14 protein-coding genes are annotated in these 17,840 nt (G+C 40.6%); 9 read left to right on the top strand and 5 right to left on the bottom strand.

Going from position 1 to position 17,840, the window contains the following annotated elements; genetic code table 11:
• Positions 1 to 59: 59 nt before the first annotated feature.
• Entirely contained in the window at positions 60 to 749 is a 690-nt protein-coding gene (locus EGC86_RS04025; protein WP_123776690.1) for a DUF3157 family protein, read from the bottom strand.
• A gap of 287 nt (positions 750 to 1,036) precedes the next feature.
• Here EGC86_RS04025 and EGC86_RS04020 point away from each other — a divergent pair, with 287 nt between their 5' ends.
• The 3 genes from EGC86_RS04020 to EGC86_RS04010 all read left to right on the top strand — a co-directional run bounded on the left by EGC86_RS04020 (position 1,037) and on the right by EGC86_RS04010 (position 5,390).
• Complete coding sequence (locus EGC86_RS04020; protein ID WP_123776689.1) at positions 1,037 to 2,029, top strand: DUF4382 domain-containing protein; 993 nt, start codon at positions 1,037 to 1,039, stop codon at positions 2,027 to 2,029.
• Positions 2,030 to 2,406: 377 nt separating this feature from the next.
• Positions 2,407 to 4,065, top strand: a complete 1,659-nt coding sequence (hcp, locus tag EGC86_RS04015) for a hydroxylamine reductase (protein ID WP_123776688.1) — start codon at positions 2,407 to 2,409, stop codon at positions 4,063 to 4,065.
• Between the two features lie 113 nt (positions 4,066 to 4,178).
• Complete coding sequence (locus EGC86_RS04010; protein ID WP_123776687.1) at positions 4,179 to 5,390, top strand: FAD-binding oxidoreductase; 1,212 nt, start codon at positions 4,179 to 4,181, stop codon at positions 5,388 to 5,390.
• A 104-nt stretch (positions 5,391 to 5,494) separates the two neighbouring features.
• Here the strand turns inward: EGC86_RS04010 and EGC86_RS04005 are convergent, their stop codons facing one another.
• The gene (locus EGC86_RS04005) at positions 5,495 to 7,351 is read right to left on the bottom strand and encodes a sensor domain-containing phosphodiesterase (RefSeq protein WP_165872332.1); all 1,857 of its coding nucleotides are present in this window, start codon (positions 7,349 to 7,351) and stop codon (positions 5,495 to 5,497) included.
• Positions 7,352 to 8,924: 1,573 nt separating this feature from the next.
• Between EGC86_RS04005 and EGC86_RS04000 the strand changes: the two genes are divergently transcribed.
• Both EGC86_RS04000 and EGC86_RS03995 read left to right on the top strand, forming a co-directional pair.
• Positions 8,925 to 9,572 carry a L,D-transpeptidase family protein gene (locus tag EGC86_RS04000; RefSeq protein ID WP_165872331.1) on the top strand — a complete coding sequence of 216 codons (648 nt, stop codon included), beginning with the start codon at positions 8,925 to 8,927 and terminating at the stop codon, positions 9,570 to 9,572.
• Complete coding sequence (locus tag EGC86_RS03995; RefSeq protein WP_123776684.1) at positions 9,550 to 10,245, top strand: hypothetical protein; 696 nt, start codon at positions 9,550 to 9,552, stop codon at positions 10,243 to 10,245. Before EGC86_RS04000 ends, EGC86_RS03995 begins: the two co-directional genes overlap by 23 nt.
• A 77-nt stretch (positions 10,246 to 10,322) precedes the next feature.
• Here the strand turns inward: EGC86_RS03995 and EGC86_RS03990 are convergent, their stop codons facing one another.
• Positions 10,323 to 10,847, bottom strand: coding sequence for a GNAT family N-acetyltransferase (locus tag EGC86_RS03990; RefSeq protein WP_123776683.1), 525 nt, complete (start codon positions 10,845 to 10,847; stop codon positions 10,323 to 10,325).
• A 158-nt stretch (positions 10,848 to 11,005) separates the two neighbouring features.
• Here EGC86_RS03990 and EGC86_RS03985 point away from each other — a divergent pair, with 158 nt between their 5' ends.
• Together EGC86_RS03985 and EGC86_RS03980 are read left to right on the top strand one after the other, a co-directional pair.
• On the top strand, positions 11,006 to 12,346 hold the full coding sequence (locus EGC86_RS03985; RefSeq protein ID WP_207893029.1) for a M20 metallopeptidase family protein: 1,341 nt from the start codon (positions 11,006 to 11,008) through the stop codon (positions 12,344 to 12,346).
• A 349-nt stretch (positions 12,347 to 12,695) separates the two neighbouring features.
• Positions 12,696 to 13,205: a peptidylprolyl isomerase gene (locus EGC86_RS03980; RefSeq protein ID WP_041413233.1), complete on the top strand. Its 510-nt coding sequence runs from the start codon at positions 12,696 to 12,698 to the stop codon at positions 13,203 to 13,205.
• 173 nt (positions 13,206 to 13,378) lie between these two features.
• On the opposite strand, the gene EGC86_RS03975 is transcribed toward EGC86_RS03980, so the two are convergent.
• Complete coding sequence (locus EGC86_RS03975) at positions 13,379 to 14,587, bottom strand: porin (protein ID WP_123776682.1); 1,209 nt, start codon at positions 14,585 to 14,587, stop codon at positions 13,379 to 13,381.
• A gap of 369 nt (positions 14,588 to 14,956) precedes the next feature.
• Between EGC86_RS03975 and EGC86_RS03970 the strand changes: the two genes are divergently transcribed.
• Positions 14,957 to 16,429 (top strand): MBL fold metallo-hydrolase RNA specificity domain-containing protein, encoded by a 1,473-nt coding sequence (locus EGC86_RS03970; RefSeq protein WP_123776681.1) that lies wholly within the window; start codon positions 14,957 to 14,959, stop codon positions 16,427 to 16,429.
• A gap of 45 nt (positions 16,430 to 16,474) precedes the next feature.
• On the opposite strand, the gene EGC86_RS03965 is transcribed toward EGC86_RS03970, so the two are convergent.
• Complete coding sequence (locus EGC86_RS03965; protein WP_011639018.1) at positions 16,475 to 16,810, bottom strand: winged helix-turn-helix transcriptional regulator; 336 nt, start codon at positions 16,808 to 16,810, stop codon at positions 16,475 to 16,477.
• 105 nt (positions 16,811 to 16,915) lie between these two features.
• Between EGC86_RS03965 and EGC86_RS03960 the strand changes: the two genes are divergently transcribed.
• Positions 16,916 to 17,683 carry an SDR family NAD(P)-dependent oxidoreductase gene (locus EGC86_RS03960; protein WP_123776680.1) on the top strand — a complete coding sequence of 256 codons (768 nt, stop codon included), beginning with the start codon at positions 16,916 to 16,918 and terminating at the stop codon, positions 17,681 to 17,683.
• Positions 17,684 to 17,840: the final 157 nt, after the last annotated feature.

Below are 17,840 nucleotides of genomic sequence, written 5' to 3'. Positions count from 1 at the left end.
ATTTCATTTGGGCTTTTTGTCTTTAGCACCTGTCTGTACAGGCGCTAATATCGATTTTACTAACGTGATTCAATTTCAATAATTTTTAAGCTGATTAACTGCTTTTGCCATTGCTGCTTATTAACACCTTCTACCCAAATTGTATCACTTTGGCGATGCTGACCTTTACGCAGGTAAGTTTCTGGCATACGGAATATAGCTTCCCAGGCTTCAAGCTTTTCTGTTTTGAGCAATGCACCGTTGTCATTGTAAAAACTCACTTCAACTTCAACAACCGTGACATGTTCGTTACTGGTGCTGTCAAAATCGAACACTAAGCCGAGCTTATCGCCTTTCCATTTTGTGTCTGCAAGGGTGATTTTAATGCCGTCTTTAGCCGTACTGCCTAATAATTCTGGTTGTGCTAACGCCGCTGCAGTTAAGCGTGTGGTTGCTACTTGAGTATTAACTGCAGGCGCAGTAGGCATGGCAACCGATTGTGCTGCAACAGGTGTTGTTACTGCAGCTACCGACGCTGCAGGTGCAATTGCAGGCGGTGTTACTCCGTTTGCTTGCTCTGTGATGTCTGCTTTAGCAGCTTGCACTGGTTGGGTTACTGTTTCGGTGATGATGTATTCCCAAGTGAAGTCGTCTTTTAGACGAACATTGGCACCATTTTCTAAGGTGATAACAGCAACATTGGCGGCCATTGCTGCTGGAGCGAGTAATAAAAATAGGGCTGATGCGATCGCATTAAGTTTGGTTTTCATCTATTCATCCTGATTGAAAGTCTTTAACTCTTTTGCTCATTCTACGTACTTTTATAGTAGAAATGGAAATAAAGTGTGGTTCGATATTCATATTTCACAGCCGCATGTTGTAGCGCAATATTTTATGCTTATGTCGCTATTGATAAGTTATGTGTGAATTCATTTTACAATGTTAATTTTAGGTTATAAATCATACTAATTTAAACGCTGTTTGTTGATGTTGATCAAATTTAACTACCCCTTTGTAGGTGACACTAGTCGTGTTTCAAATACATTGAGGACATGTGATGAAAACTTATTATTCAGTATTAATGTTATCTTCAGTTTTATTGCTGAGCGCTTGTGGCAGTGATAGCACAACCGATGAAGTTAACCCTTTAGGACAATTCTCTTTAGGGGTGTCTGATGCCCCTATGGCCGGCGTGTCGCAGTTAGGGCTAGTAATGAATGAACTTGTTATGACGGATGCAGCGGGGGAAATACACCGTTATAGCTTACAGCATAGGGAGTTTAATTTACTCGATTATCAGGGCATGAATAGGCATCTTGCTATTGATAATATCGATCTACCTGTTGGCCAATATCATAATGTCCACGTGACAATTGATCAGGGTGATGGCAATCAAGGTTGTTACGTTGAAGATGGTCAAGGCCGTCATAGTTTGCAAGTGGAAAATGGTTATTTACCAATAGAAGATGTTGAGATTATAGCTAATCAGCACCGTGTAATGACATTGGAAATTAATTTGTACCAAGGTCTGCTAATGGAGCAAGAGCAATACCAATTGCGTCATCGTGCAATGTGGTCAGTTGATAATAGTCAAATGGGCCATTTAATTGGCGAAGTCGATCCGCAATGGGTTGCCAGTTGTGAAATGGACTACGCAGATCTCACTCCAGTTGGCGGGGAATTTTATCATTTAGCTTATTTATACCCAGACAGTGTCACTTCTATTGATCAAATGGCCGATATGGGGACAACACCTCCAACAGGGCTAACGGCTCCGTTATCGGTGAGTCGATTGTTACAAACTACTGATGGGGATTGGTATTTTGCAATGGGATATTTACCCGAAGGAAACTACCGAGTGGGTTATAGTTGTTTAGGTCATTTAGATGATCCAATTCTTGATGACATTAGCGCAGGCCCATTTGTAATGTATAAAGATGCAGACACTATAACGATTGAATCAGGCCCTCTTGGTGGACAACAAACTGTACATGAGTGCGGCAACGGCAATGGTGGGCATCATGAAGGGCATGGTGGCCACGGAGGCTAGTGCTGAGGTTAATAGATCTTTCTATCGTTTTATTAATGCTTTATTTGTTCCGGCAAAAGACTTTTTTAACTATTTAATTTGGTCAATTAACTAAATCAGTAAGACATACAGTTAATGATGTCTTACTGACTCTAGCTACGTTATTTTCCCCATATTCATATTCATATTCATTATGTCGCTATAGATATTGATTTTAGCGCGCCATACCCTCCGTTTTCATTCAATAAATACCAATCAATATTAGCGATTGCTGAAGGTGATGTGGCTCATAAAATCTAACATTGCTACCAAAAACGGGTTTTGATTTACAGTGTAAAGAGTAAACTCGCCTCTAACGTGTAAAATTTATACATGAATAATATTTAAGGAGTAGAGTTATGTTTTGTGTGCAATGTGAGCAAACCATTAGAACACCAGAAGGCAATGGCTGTAGTTACTCGCAAGGTATGTGCGGCAAGTTAGCGTCGACGTCTGATATTCAAGATTTATTAATCTATATGCTGCAAGGCGTGTCGGCTTATGCAGTGAAAGCGCGTGAGTTTGGCATTGTAGACAACGACATTGACACTTTTGTGCCGAAAGCCTTTTTTGCCACGTTAACTAACGTAAACTTCGATGATGAACGCTTAATTGATTATGCCTACCAGGCACAGACGTATCGCGACCAATTAAAAGCGGCTTACATTGCTGCTTGTAAAGGCCAAGGTGTCGAGCCAGAAATGGTGAGCGGCCAAGGTGAGTTATTACTTGCTACCTCAAAACCTGAGATTTTAGCCCAGGCGCCAATTGCACTGCTTAACGGCGGAGACGTAAATGAAGACATTTTAGGCTTACGTTTATTATGCCTATATGGCTTAAAAGGCGCAGCGGCTTATATGGAGCATGCTCGCGTATTAGATCAAACTGATGTCGATGTGGCTGCTGAGTTCCATAAAATCATGGCATTCTTAGGCGAAGACTCTGTTGATGCTGACAAGTTATTTGCTACTGCAATGGAAATTGGCCAATTAAACTACCGCATTATGGCGATGTTAGATTTAGGCGAAACCACCTCTTTTGGCCATCCTGAGCCAACACAAGTGAATACCAAATCTGTTAAAGGTAAAGCGATTTTAGTGTCTGGTCACGACATGAAAGATCTAGAGCTTATTCTTGAGCAAACCGCAGGCAAGGGCATTAATGTTTTTACTCACGGCGAAATGTTACCAGCACTTGCTTACCCAGCATTTAAAAAATACTCGCATTTAGTCGGCAACTACGGCGGCGCTTGGCAGAATCAGCAAAAAGAATTTGCCACTTTCCCAGGTGCAGTAGTGATGACCTCAAACTGTATTATCGACCCTACAGTTGGTGAGTACTCTGACCGTATTTATACCCGCAGTATCGTAGGTTGGCCTGGTGTAACTCACGTTGAAGGTGATGATTTCAGCGAAGTGATTAACAAAGCCCTTGAACTTGAAGGTTTTGCTTATGATGAAATTCCACACATGATCACCATCGGTTTTGCCCGTAACGCCTTAATGGCAGCAGCACCAACCGTAGTTGAAAACGTTAAAAATGGTTCTATTAAGCACTTCTTCTTAATTGGTGGTTGTGATGGCGACAAGTTAGAACGTAATTACTTTACCGATTTAGCTAAATCAGTGCCTGACGATTCAATTATTTTGACCCTAGGTTGCGGTAAGTACAAGTTCAATAAATTAGACTTTGGTGACATCAATGGTGTGCCACGTTTACTTGATGTGGGCCAATGTAACGATGCCTATTCTGCTATTCAGTTAGCGTTAGCGTTAAAAGATATTTTTGAGTGTGACCTTAATGATTTACCGCTGAGCCTAGTGTTGTCGTGGTTTGAGCAAAAAGCGATTGTGGTGCTATTAACCTTGTTATCGCTTGGCGTGAAAAACATCCGTACAGGACCTACTGCGCCAGCGTTTTTATCTGAAAATCTAATGAATATTTTAGAGCAACAGTTTGGTTTACGTGGCACTACCGATGTTGAGTCAGACTTAAAAGCCATGATGAACGTGGCGTAATTAGCCCTAAAAATCGTGCATTTATGTTACCCGTATTTGCACGATAACGATTAAAGCCGATATGAGATTTTCATATCGCGCTCTGTGTTTTTTACTGCGTTAAAGGTGTCAAAATGAGTAGTACTCCCTCAATTGGTTTTTCATTTTCACAAGCGCTTTCTGCCCAAGCGGCAAAAAAAGTGGCTCCTGTTATCGAGGCCCCCGTTATCGAGACTCCGCCTACGGTGCAACCACCTGCGTTGACAGGCTCGAAAGCACTTTTGGCTGCTGAGAACTGGCAACGAGGTGAGGTGCAACTGCGCTGTGTTGAAAAATGGAATGAAACCCATGATGTGGTGAGTTTTCGATTTCAAGGGATTGAACCGGTTAAGTTTAATTTTAAACCGGGACAGTTTATTACCTTTAAACTCGACATTAATGGCGACAAGGTTTACCGCAGTTACACTATTTCATCGTCACCTTCACGACCATTTTCGTTAGTGGTTACGGTTAAAAAAATCGTTGGTGGTTTGGTGTCTAATTACTTAACTGAGTCGCTCAATGTTGGCGATGAAGTGACGGTTACTGGCCCTGATGGAATATTTAACTTGATCGACATTGAAGCCGATAAGTACTTATTGTTAAGTGCCGGTTGTGGTGTCACACCTATGCATTCTATGTCGCGCTGGCTTTGCGATACCACTACCGACAGTGATATTGCCTTTGTACACAGTGCCAAAACGGTTCATGACATTATGTTTGCGGATTCGATGGCATCAATGGCATCACGAAGCCCGAGTTTTAATCTTAATTATGTACTTGAGTCAGACAGTAATAAGCAAGATTTAACCGATAAACATACTTCTACAGGTTGCGAAGGTGGCCGCTTAAGTTTAGAAACCTTAGTCAAATTAGTACCAGATTATCAACAGCGTACGGTATTTGTGTGTGGACCAGAACCCTACATGGCTGCAGTAAAATTAATGCTTGAAGCTGCCGAATTTGATATGAGTCAGTTTAATCAAGAAAGCTTTGGCGCAAGTAGCGCTCTGGGTTTAAAAGCGGCGCTAGACAGTAATCCATCAACAGAACGGTTTATGCTGAGTATTGGTGATAAGCAGGTGCAGTTAACTGGCGATCAAAGCCTACTTGATGGCATAGAGTCTGCAAAATTACCGATGATTGCGGCTTGCCGAACGGGTGTATGTGGTGCATGTAAATGTCAGGTTGTTTCAGGCACTACTGTATCGTCTAGCAAAATGGCATTAACCGCTGAAGAAATCGCTGCAGGATTTGTATTGGCGTGCTCGACTAAAATGACTTCGAATGTGCAGTTAAAAATGTGATACGGCTTACCGTAGTAAATACAAGCCGACTTTGTATCGGTCGGCTTATACGGTACTCGTTGAGTGCGGAACTATTGCTACACTATTGCGACACATGCAGTAGATTAAAATAGAGGTGTCATTGAGGGAATTAAGTATTGCTGGGCAAAATCATTGGCATCTACAGGTTTCCCCAAATGATAACCCTGCCATATGTTGGCACCTTGCTTAGCCACAAAATCGGCTTGGAATTGATTTTCAACCCCTTCTGCTACCAACGATAATTGTAAATTATTTGCCATGGCGATAATGGTGTTAACTAACTGTCGGCTTTGTTCTGAAGTTTCAAGATTACGTATAAAACTGCGATCAATTTTAACCGAATTAAACGGGTAGTTTTGCAAATAACTGAGTGATGAATAGCCGGTACCAAAATCATCTAAAGACAACCGGATCCCATGATGGTGTAACTTATTTAATATTTCTTGGGCATGTGTAGCATCGTGTATAAACGCATTCTCTGTTAGTTCTATTTCAAGTAAGTTGCCAGGTATTTTATATAACTCCAGCAGTTGCACAATCTTATCTATCAAGTAACTATCTTTGAGCTGTACAGGAGAAATATTAATCGCTAGGTAAAAGTCTCGGTTATATAATTCGCGCCAGTAAGCTAATTGTTTCAACGCATTTCTCAACACAAAATAACCGATTTCAATGATCAGTCCAGATTGTTCAGCATTTTCAATAAAGTCGACCGGTGACACTTGACCTAAAGTTGGGTTATACCACCTGATAAGTACTTCGGCACCAATAACATTTTGGCTTTGGGTGTCGACAAAAGGTTGGTAATTTAACGACAGCTCATCGCGGTTAAGCGCACCTCTTAATAATGACTCCATTTGTATACGATTAGAGAGTTCGGATTCCATTTTGGGGTTAAAGAACTTATAGCCATTGTTATTACTTATTTCACAGTGTGAAAGTGCTGCGCTGGATTTTCTGGAGAGCTCCATAAAACAACTACCATCGTTAGGATAAAATGATACGCCTATTGCGGTGGTAATGGATGCTGGGAAGTCATCAACATGGATAACTTGAGCAAAATGTTGACATAAACGACTGCAAAAAGCCGCCATCTTATCGGCATATAGCTGTTTCTTGGTGGAGATAACGATGCAGAATGTGGTTTCACTGACAGTAGCAAGGTAGGCGTTATTAGTAATAAAGCGCTGTAGCTTCTGAGCCACTAAATTACGCACTTTTTCACTCATGTCATAACCTAAACCGTCTTGAATGACTTTTAAGTTTGTTATGCTGAAATGGACTACCGAAATACTGGTAAATTCATTTTTGGTCGTCAGTTGATTAAACATCGTTTCGAGCTGGTTGAATTTGGGTAATCCGGTGACAGTGTCGAAACGTTGCTGAATATCGAGTAGTTTTTCTGCCGCTATTCGTGAGTCGATTTCTTGCATTAAATCATTGTTAAGCTTTTCTAATTCAAAAGTGCGCTGTGCAATACGGGTTTCTAATTGTAAATTAGCTTGTGCCAGCTTTTCCTTTTGATCGAGTATTTCTAAATTACTTTCAACATTTTTACGAAAGCACTCCAACAGCATAACAAGATCGGCTGAGTAACCTTTTGCTTTTTTGTCGAGTACACAAATGGTGCCAAAGGCCTCGCCGTTAGGCCAATTGAGCGGTAAGCCGTAATACGAAATCATACCAACAGCAAGATCAGGGTTTTGGTGCCAACGAGTATCGTTTAATGCATTTTCAACATGTAATTCAGTTTGTTGCTCAATGACTGATTCACAATATAAGCCATGACCCAGCTTGTCCTTCATCCCAGGAGAATATGGGCTGTCGGTGTTATTGTTGGCAACAAATACTTCCATTTCATCTGCATGCAGTTTCATGATTAATGATGCCGGCACTTTAGCGACCTTAGCGATGAGGTCTACTGTAGTTTGCCAAGACATTAGCATTTCTGGTGGTATCGAAATCGTGTTGTTTTTCAACAGCGGGATTACCTCTTCTTTATAGTATTGCGACTCAATAAATAAACCTTAGTTCGATAGATTTAACGATTATAAATACGCTTAATGGTCTATCGTTCTGTAAATTCGATTGTTATGGCTGATAATAGAAGTTTTAAAAACTAAGCCTATAAAAATAAACGAATTTTACTTATACGATGCAAGGCATGTTATGGGGTCTGTAGAGGCTATGGAATGAAGGGGAAATACGGGCTGTGTAATTTCGAAAGCATCCGTGTCTTTGCTGCGTAACGGTTCTGGCTATGCTAAGCGCAGTGGAGGCTCTTCATCCATGAATCTCTTACATTTCTTACATACCATCATAAATATGTCATATAACGGTGTTGAGCATAAATGTTGTCTGAAGACTTAAATTCATGCAGTTGTTATTCATAAACTACTTAAATAATCTAGGTTATGCAAACATTAGTTAAACCGATATTGGGTGAAAAACATTCATTTTGTGATGCAGTTCACGTAAGAGGTTGAGCGTAAACAAACGGCTATGTTGTTTTTATTCTTGATGGCATGCAGATATTTTTTGCATTTTATATGTGATTTTTAACTTTACATGGCCTTAGCAGATACACAAGTAAGCCCTTAGAGTGCTTATTTTTGGACTTTATAATGCATCACCCTGGGCGACAGCTTAACTGACGCTCTAACTCTATTGCGTCTTATAGAATTATGTAGAGTTATAAATGTTGCCCGTAATCGCATCATGTTGTTCTAGTTTAAGTGAGTGTGTCAATATCAGGCTGTTTCAGGGATCGCTTAGTCAACTATCAAAATGGCTGCAGGCTTTTTGTATTAGCTTATTTGACTACAGCAATGCCGAATGTGCAGTTGCAAATATAATTTTCTTCATATCTATTTCAATGCGACATTCTATTCGCAAGTAATGTTCTGTTTATTTTTTTGACATGTCTAACTAATCTAATAATATTATCTATTAATAGTTTTAAGTTGTTTTTTGGTTTCTAATGATGTATTGATGCGGAAGTTTTATATGCATAGATTTGAAATGGTAGACTTTTATTGTATGGTAAAATATACTGAGATTAATATGCATATTTGTAATAGTAGTTCTTTGTAAAGTTTGTAGATTAAGTTTTAATTTTATTATTAATTAAAGATGTTTGAATGATGCGTTTCTAGCTTGTTTATAATTTTAGCATTATGCTATGTGAATCTACCCCCCACCTTGTTTTATTACTAGTTGTTAAATGGATATTGATATTTAACAATAAAGTTATTTTCAATGAATGATGATTAAGATTATCAAAGGTAACTACTCACTGTCGCTCTAAACATTATAATTGATGTTTTAAGTTCGTATTTTTAATTTATACATTTAGTTGTTTTACTTCTGTGGTGTATTTAATTATCATATTGCTTTAGTGCGTTGATGTAAAATAATGTACATGTGTATAATAATATTCATTTAGGAATGGAGCGTTTTTTTAATTTACTATTTCTATAGAAATAGATGAATATAACAAGGAGTTTTAATTATATGGAAATCCATTTCTACCCTGGTCAACATTTGTTAATAATTAACCGAGGAAATATCAAATTTGCGCAATTTGAAGCGATGGGAGGGCCAGCTAAAGTGGGTAATGATCCCGTTATGGCTGAAGAGCCAACTTGGCCTGGAGTTTATGTCATTGATAAAGCAGAGGCATACCGTACACCGACTTGGCCAACGTCTAAATTAGCTTGGGGAACAAAGCTTCGAGATATGCCTTCAAAACAGGATATTTGGTATGCTTTACCAAGCGGAAAGTGGGGAAGTCTAAATCAACTGTATAACTCACCTGTCCGAAGTGCCATTATGGAAATGCATAAAGAGTTATATGGTAAAGCTATAGTGCCCGAAGCGTGGGTATTTAATGATTTTGGGCCAATTGCTATTCGCTGGTTTAAAGACCTTAATGGCAATAAATTGCTTGATAGTATAGAGAGTCTTTCTGGTCAAATGTTTCATACTACACCAGATAACGAAGCGGAGACTACATTAGGGTCTCCTGTGCGTCTGACGCTTTCACATGGTTGTATTCATTTAAAACCTAACGATAGAAATCGTTTATTTGCAATTGGTGCATTTAAACGAGGAACTTCATTTACGGTGCATAAATATCATGAACGTTATAAAGCGAATTAAATTAAGCCGGCTTGTAGGCATATTATTCTTGTGTGCCTTTTATAGCATTAGTGGTTGTTTCGCAGCCGCTTCTATATTTTTGTTGCCAAATGGCGAACGTATTTCGACAGAACTTGACAGCATCGATATCGTTTTCAGTTCGAATAATGGTTGGCTACTTGGTGGTTATAAGGTTGAAAAAAATGGCAATAATCTTGCTTTTGTAAGTTTTATTCCAAGTAACGGCGATCCTGCTGCATATTGGCCTTTGGATGAAGGCTATGCTTCTCAGTTCTTTAAGCATAAGAATGAATTCTATGTGATGAGTTCTGCTGGAAAGGTAATGGAAATTAATGCTTCTGGGCTTTCTGCTACAGACTTTGTCGTTAAGCCTAAGTCTATATTGATTATGGATGAACCTGATTTAATTGCATGCAATCCAAGAGGTTGGGCTAAGTTAAGTGCTATGAATATCGGCAGCTGTTATAGGTTGGACGGTGCTTGGGATATTAAATTATCTTGGACTGACATCGGTTTCCCCCCCCAAATATGTAATGGTGACTTAAACGTATTGGTAACAACCAACAAGAATCGACAGCTAGAGATTTTTGTTATTGATTCAGAGACAGGGGAATTACTTTCAACTAGAAAAATTGATAAGCCTGAGAAAAATCAGTCAATATGTGAGTTATAGAGCCTTTATCCACTAGAGGCTTCTTTAAATTGTTAACGTTTAAGGAGTCTTAGTTCGGCATTGGTTTTTATTTCAAGTTAAACTGTATGAGTCTTTAATAAAATCTCATAACGATTAATGGTGAATTCGCCATCTTGGTATTGAGAGTGATATGTCATGCCTAGTTTAGTGGCCACATTGATTGAGCCGCTATTGGCATCGACAACAGTGGCATAAACGATGCCTAAATCCATGTGTTGTTTGGCATATTCGATACAAGCTAGGTTGGCTTCTGTCGCTAAACCAATGCCCCAGTAATCCGGGTGTAAGCGATAGCCAATATCGACGGCATTAATACGAGTTTCATTTTTAAAACCGCAAAACCCAATAACAGTATTGGTCTCTTTAAGTACCACAGCCCAACGGCCAAAACCGTATTGCTGATATTCAGCTAACCAAATATTGGTAATGATGTTTTCTGCGTCGGTTAGTGTTGTGCACATTCCTGCGTCACCGGTATGGAGGCTGACTTGTTCTGGAGCATTAAAATGCAATACTGCAGGTGCATCTTCAAGGGTAAATTCTCTTATAATTAACCTTGGTGTTTCAGTAATGACTGTCATTGGTTTCCCTTATTATTATTTCTCTGACCACAATGACTTAATCACTATGCCACAATTAACCTTATCCCTTAACTTGCGGTTACCTAAAACCCATTACAAAGTGGCTTAAGCTTATGGTAGGTTAACATACTCAAATCCCGACAATTAAGAATAATAATATGACCTGCTTACGTGTTGCGTACCCCTTATTGGCGTTAGTGTTTTCAACTTCGTCGTTGTCTGTTACTGCTAGTGCGAGCGATCTTGATCTCTCTGTAAGTAAAGCGTTACCAAAGCTTGAGCAACTATATCTACATCTTCATCAACACCCTGAATTGTCATATCAAGAAAAAGCTACTAGCCAACGTATGGCGCAAGAACTAAAGCAATTAGGCTTTGAGGTTACGTCTAATTTTGGTGGTTATGGTGTGGTTGGTATTGTCAAAAACGGTAATGGACCCGTGGTGATGATCCGTGCAGATATTGATGGCTTGCCCATTATTGAGCAAACGGGAAAAGAGTACGCATCGACCGTGACAACCCTTAATGCGGACAACAGTACCGTTGGTATTATGCATGGTTGCGGCCACGATATTCACATGACCAGTTTAATTGGTACTGCACAGCAACTGATGCTTCACAAAGCCGACTGGCAAGGTACTTTGATGATGGTGGCTCAACCAGCAGAAGAAGTCGGTGGCGGCGCCAAAGCCATGCTTAAACAGGGTTTGTTTAGCCAGTTTCCAACACCAGACAGCATTATTGGTTTGCATGTTAGTGCGTCAATTCCTGCAGGAAAAGTAGGCACGGTAAGTGGTTATGCCCTGGCGAATGTTGATTCGGTTGATATTACCATTAAGGGCAAAGGTGGCCATGGCGCCTATCCGCACGTCACTATCGATCCTGTGGTACTTGCAGCGCGCACAGTACTTGCACTGCAAACCATTGTTAGCCGCGAGGTCTCGCCGTTAGAGCCTAATGTGGTTACTGTTGGGTCTATTCATGGCGGCTCAAAGCACAATATTATTTCAGATGAAGTGAAGCTTCAGCTCACCTTACGCTCGTATAACCCTAAGGTTCGTGAGCAGCAAATAGCGGCGATTAAACGTATTACTACCGGTATTGCGATTAGTGCCGGCTTGCCAGATGACCTTATGCCTGTGGTGTATGTACATGATGATGAAACCATTCCGTCAACCTATAACGATCCTACGTTAGCCGCTAAGGTTAAAGCCAGTATTGAAGCCGAGTTAGGCAGTGACAATGTGCTGGTGGCACCGCCGGTAATGGCTGGCGAAGATTTTGGTTTATATGGGCTCACACCACAGAAACGCCCGATTACTTTATTCTGGCTGGGCGGGGTAGAACCTAGCCAGTATCAAGCGAGTGTTGAGTCTGGCAATACCTTACCGTCTTTGCATTCTAGTCAGTTCGCGCCAGATTACCCGTTAACTATTCGCACTGGGGTTAGGGCGATGACACGCACCGCGATGGATTTATTTAATCAACCAGCGCAATAAACTTGAACGTTTACATTCAAGTCAGTTTGCACCCGGTTATCTATGCCGTTAACCATTCGCACTGGGGTTAGGGCGATGACACGCACAGCGATGGATTTATTTAATCAACCAGCGCAATAAACTTGAACGTTTACATTCAAGTCAGTTTGCACCCGGTTATCTATGCCGTTAACCATTCGCACTGGGGTTATGGCTATGACAAAATCCGCGATGGATTTATTTAATCAACCAGCAAAAATAAACGAACAGTATTAAAGGACAGGATTTCATTCAACGATAAGTGCAATAGCCGCCTTCGGTTCTATATAATATAATGGCGGCTATTCTCATTTTTGGAACATGGCCGTATATGATTATCTTTAGCACCAACCTTGGCGATTTTACCGTAGAGCTTGAAATGGAACGTGCGCCGGTTTCTTCAAAAAACTTTTTAAAATACTGCCAAGATGGTTTTTATGAAGGCACTATTTTTCATCGCGTTATTAAAGGTTTTATGGTGCAGGGTGGTGGCTTAACCGCCAAAATGAAAGAAAAGCCAACCCGTGACCCGATTGCCAATGAAGCCAATAAAGGTTTGAACAACGTGTTAGGTACTTTGGCGATGGCACGTACAGATGCGCCGCATTCAGCTACTGGGCAATTTTTTATTAATGTCGCCGACAATGATTTTCTAGACCACGCTGCAATGACTAATGCGGGTTGGGGTTATGCAGTGTTTGCAAAAGTGACTGCCGGTATGGATGTTATTCAGCAAATGGAGCGAGTTAAAACAACGACGATGGCAGGCCATGAAGATGTACCGCGTGAGCCGATTATTGTTGAGAAAGTGACCATTGTTGACGAGAAACCCGTCGCTTAAGTGCGCTGCACTATGTAAACACTCGCTATTAATCATTAGCGAGTAAGTAATAGCTATTAAGCACTAGCGATTAACTATTAGCTATTAGCACCAGCTTAAAACAACGCAATAAAAAAGGTTCGACATCACTGTCGAACCTTTTTTGATCGGTTTGTTAAACCACAGTACTTACATTAAAGAGTGAAACGAATACCAATGGCAACGCCGTCATCTTCAGACACTTCCATTCTGGCTTGCTGTGCTTTGTCTGCACTGGTGAAATCGCTGTAATCACGGCGAGCTTCAACATATAAAACAGTATCTGGGTCAAATACATAATGTAAACCTACTACGAAAAACTGACGTTTGAATACGTCATCTGGATCGGTATTGTAGTTAGGTTGGATCACGTAGTTAGAGCCAGCATCAAGAATATTGTACGAAATAAAAGTACGAATATTGTTATCGAACTTATATGAGAACAATGATTCAACACCCACAGCGTCGTTAATTAAACGACCGATATTGTCGGTGTCATGATTTTCGTTTTTGTTTACGTTGGCAGCAGCATAAAAACCATTTTGCTCAAAGTTGCCCCAAGTGATACCCATGCCGTAAATAAGATCAACAGCAGTGGATGTTCCACCGTTACCAAAGGTCACATCAAACTCACCACGGTTAACACCGGCAGTTAGCACTAGCTTATCAGTTGCTTGGTAAGTGACAGCACCACCATAGGTATAGTTATACTCAACTTGTTGTGCCGACGTTGAACTTGTTGCCCATAACTCTTCACAGGCATCTTGAGTAATATTTTCTACATCACAAGTATAGAAAGCACTGTTTTTAAGTTGAGCTTGCACGGCAAAACTTACGTCGCCAAAGCTGTTACGGTACTGAACGGTTTTGTCACCACGACCGACACCGTTTACCGCGCCGTCATCTTTGTTATAAGTGTAAACACCCGCAGTGTTTCCGTCCCATACAAAGCCATAGTTTGTGCTGTATACCACGTCATACCAAGCACCCCACTGCTTGCCAATTGTGATGCTACCGTATTTGTCATGCGATAAACCGGCATAACCAAGACGGTTATAGAAAAACTCTTCTTGAATTGATTCAAAGCGGTTGTTGTAAACAATGTCTGTGCTACCGACCGGATTTACACCCCACTCAAGCAAGGCGTAAGCTTTCCAGTCATTTTGGAGTTGACGACTAAAACCAAAATTAATGCGTGAAGCACCGTTAACAACTTCTGTTTCACCTTGGGTATTGATCACGCGCGCATCAATAAAGCCGCCAATTTTAACCGCATTGACATCATCTTTATAAACTTCGATTGCCGACGCTGCAGGTGCGATAAGAATTGTTGAAATCAATGCTGCAATTAATGTTCTGTTCATTTTAATCTCTTGTCTTGTTGTTTGAGTAAGCACAGCTTAGTCCGTTAATATATCTTTCCATTGAGGCGACGGAGAATATCAAACCTATGAGTGACTCTCAAAGTGAAATATGCTCAAAAAAGGCGATATATCTCATATAATTCATTGTTCAATGACTTAGTAAAATCGAGTGTTAGTAATGGGTTGCGTTATGGTTAATAAATGTAAGTAAATGTTGCGAGGTGGTTGTTTATGCACTTAATATGGTTTTTTATCTATTTGTTGAGGCGAGTGTTTTTTAAGCGTTTATTTGATGTAGATCGCGACTTTATTTCACCAATGGCATACGCTTAATTTAGCAATGTTATCGATTTTATCGGGGGCGACATTATGGACATGACTTTACAGTTTCACGGCGCAACTCAAGAGGTCACTGGATCTTGCCATTTACTCACCGTCAAAGGGCAGCAAGTGCTACTTGATTGTGGATTAATTCAAGGGAGTAAAGCTGACGCGTTACGTAATCACGATCCATTTCCATTCGATGCAACACAAATCCATGCCGTGGTATTAAGCCATGCACACATTGATCATTCCGGCCGTCTGCCTTATTTGATTAACCAGGGGTTTACTGGACCTATTTATACTCAAAAAGCCACTGCAGAGTTATGTGATGTCATGTTGCGTGATGCGGCCATGCTGCAAGAAAGAGATACCGACAGGCAAAATAAAAAACGTGCAAAACATGATTTAGAACTGCTAGAACCGCTATTTACCGAGAAAGATGTTGATCAAGTGATGGCGCAGTTTGTGATGGTAGATTATGGTCAACGCGTACAGGTTGCCGATGCGGTAGAGGTTTGTTTATCAGATGCAGGACATATTTTAGGTTCTGCTGTGGTTGAGTTGTGGTTAGGCAATAAACCTGAACAGAAAAAACTGGTTTTTAGTGGTGATTTAGGTCGTGCAGGCATGCCGGTTTTGGATGATCCAACGTTTATTGAACAAGCTGATTTAGTGCTAATGGAAAGTACTTACGGTGATAGATTGCACCGCAGTTGGGAAGATACATTGGTTGAACTGAAATCAATTTTTAAACGAACAACTCGTGAAAGTAGAGGCAATATTTTGATCCCGGCATTTTCTGTTGGCCGATCTCAAGAGCTGCTTTATCTGTTCCATCTATATGCCAAAGAGTGGGACTTATCGCGTTGGCGTATTTGTTTAGACAGTCCAATGGCGATTAAAGCAACTGAGGTATATGTTAATAATTATCCGTTGATGGACGATGACTTTAAGCGTTTTACCCGCATGTCACCAGGCAACCATCCGTTGTTATCTAGTGCTGAATTTGTGTGTAGCACCGAAGAGTCGATAGAGCTGAACGATATTCATGAAGGGTTAATCATTATTGCAGGTAGTGGTATGTGTAATGGTGGCCGAATTCGTAATCATTTTGTGCATAATCTATGGCGTAAAGAAGCCGATATTATTATTTGTGGTTTTCAGGCAATGGGAACGCCAGGGCGAATACTAGTCGACGGCGCTGAAGAGCTGACGATTCATGGCCAAAGTATTAAAGTGGCTGCCAGTATCCATACTGTCGGTGGGTTATCAGCCCATGCCGACCAAGCCGAGTTATTGTCTTGGTATCGCCATTTTGAGCATTCTCCCGCAGTGATATTGGTACATGGTGAACTAGAAGCACAGCAAGTATTGATTGAAGCGCTTAATCAAGACTGTGACAATAAACCGAAAAATAGTGCGATTGCCCAACGAGGAGATTGCCTAGACTTAAACGCGTTACCTGAGTTTGTGTGGCTGAATACGGCGAGTGGATCTAATGAGCCATCAGAAACTTAATTTGAGTGAATGTGTTATGAGCTGAACGATTGCTTAGCCTGCGGGCTAAGCATCAATTTCGTGTTGCAGCTTTTCAATATCATCTAATATGCGCATAAATTTTTGCCCAAATTCGGTCACTTGGTATTCTACTCTCGGTGGAATTTCAGGGTAATTAATTTTATTCAAAATGCCAAATTCGATGTTTTTTTTCAAACATTGATTGAGCACTTTGGTGCTGAGCCCTTCAACTGATTTTACCATTTCACCAGGACGGTTAATGTTATTGGCTAATAACTGATACACAGTTAATGACCATTTACAGCCGTAAATGGTTTCGACCATACGGGCACTTTTCTCTGGGGCAGACTTCCGCAGAAATAATTTTTCTTTTGTATTCATTAATATGTACCTAAAAGTACCTATATGACTTAATTGTACTTACTATTCAATCAGATAGTTTGCCAATAAGCTTAACACACTTACTCTTTTATTAGGTGTGTTCAAATGACGAATTCAACTCAAACAACAGCGCTGATTATTGGCGGTACAAGTGGTATCGGTTTTGAAACGGCCAAACAACTCGTGCTTCAAGGTGTTGATACCATTATTGTTGGCAATAAAGCCGACAAACTCAATGCTGCTGTGGCGCAACTGTCTCCACTTGGAAATGTCAGTGGGTTTCAAGCCAATTTATACGATCCGCAAGATCTCAGCCGTTTGATCAATATGATCGACACCATCGATCATAAAATTGATCATTTAGTTAATGCTGCAGGTTATTTTAATCCTAAGCCGTTTTTAGATCACCAAGTGAGCGATTACGATATCTACATGGAGCTTAACAAAGCCATTTTTGTGATTTCACAGGCAGTAGCCAGAAACATGATTAAACATCATGGTGGTAGCATAGTGAACATTGGTTCTATGTGGGCTAAACAAGCGATTAAAGCCACACCATCAAGCGCATATTCTATGGCTAAAGCGGGTTTACATGCATTAACTCAACACATGGCAATGGAGCTGGCGGAGCATCACATTCGCGTTAATGCAGTATCACCAGCCGTTGTGAGTACGCCAATTTATCAAGCCTTTATTGAACCGCAAGATATGGCCGCTGTGCTTGATAGTTTTAATTCATTCCATCCAATTGGTCGAGTAGGTAGTCCGGCCGATGTAGCAAACAGCATAGTATTTTTGTTATCAGAGCAAGCCGCTTGGGTTACGGGCGCGATATGGGATGTAGATGGCGGCGTGATGGCTGGTCGTAACTAATATTCCGCTTACAATCGTGCATTGCCTATTTGAATGATGAATTAATGGGGAGCGATCTTGGTCGCTCCTGATTATCAACTCACTTGCCCCCAATAGCATTAGATTAAATCACACTTAATAAGCGTTAATATTTCATTCTATAAATAGCTGTGACGCG

This window comes from Shewanella frigidimarina (genome assembly GCF_003797125.1).
In the GTDB taxonomy this organism is placed as follows: domain Bacteria; phylum Pseudomonadota; class Gammaproteobacteria; order Enterobacterales; family Shewanellaceae; genus Shewanella; species Shewanella frigidimarina.
Note: the sequence above shows the minus strand (reverse complement) of the source record. Positions and strands in the feature narration are given on the sequence as shown.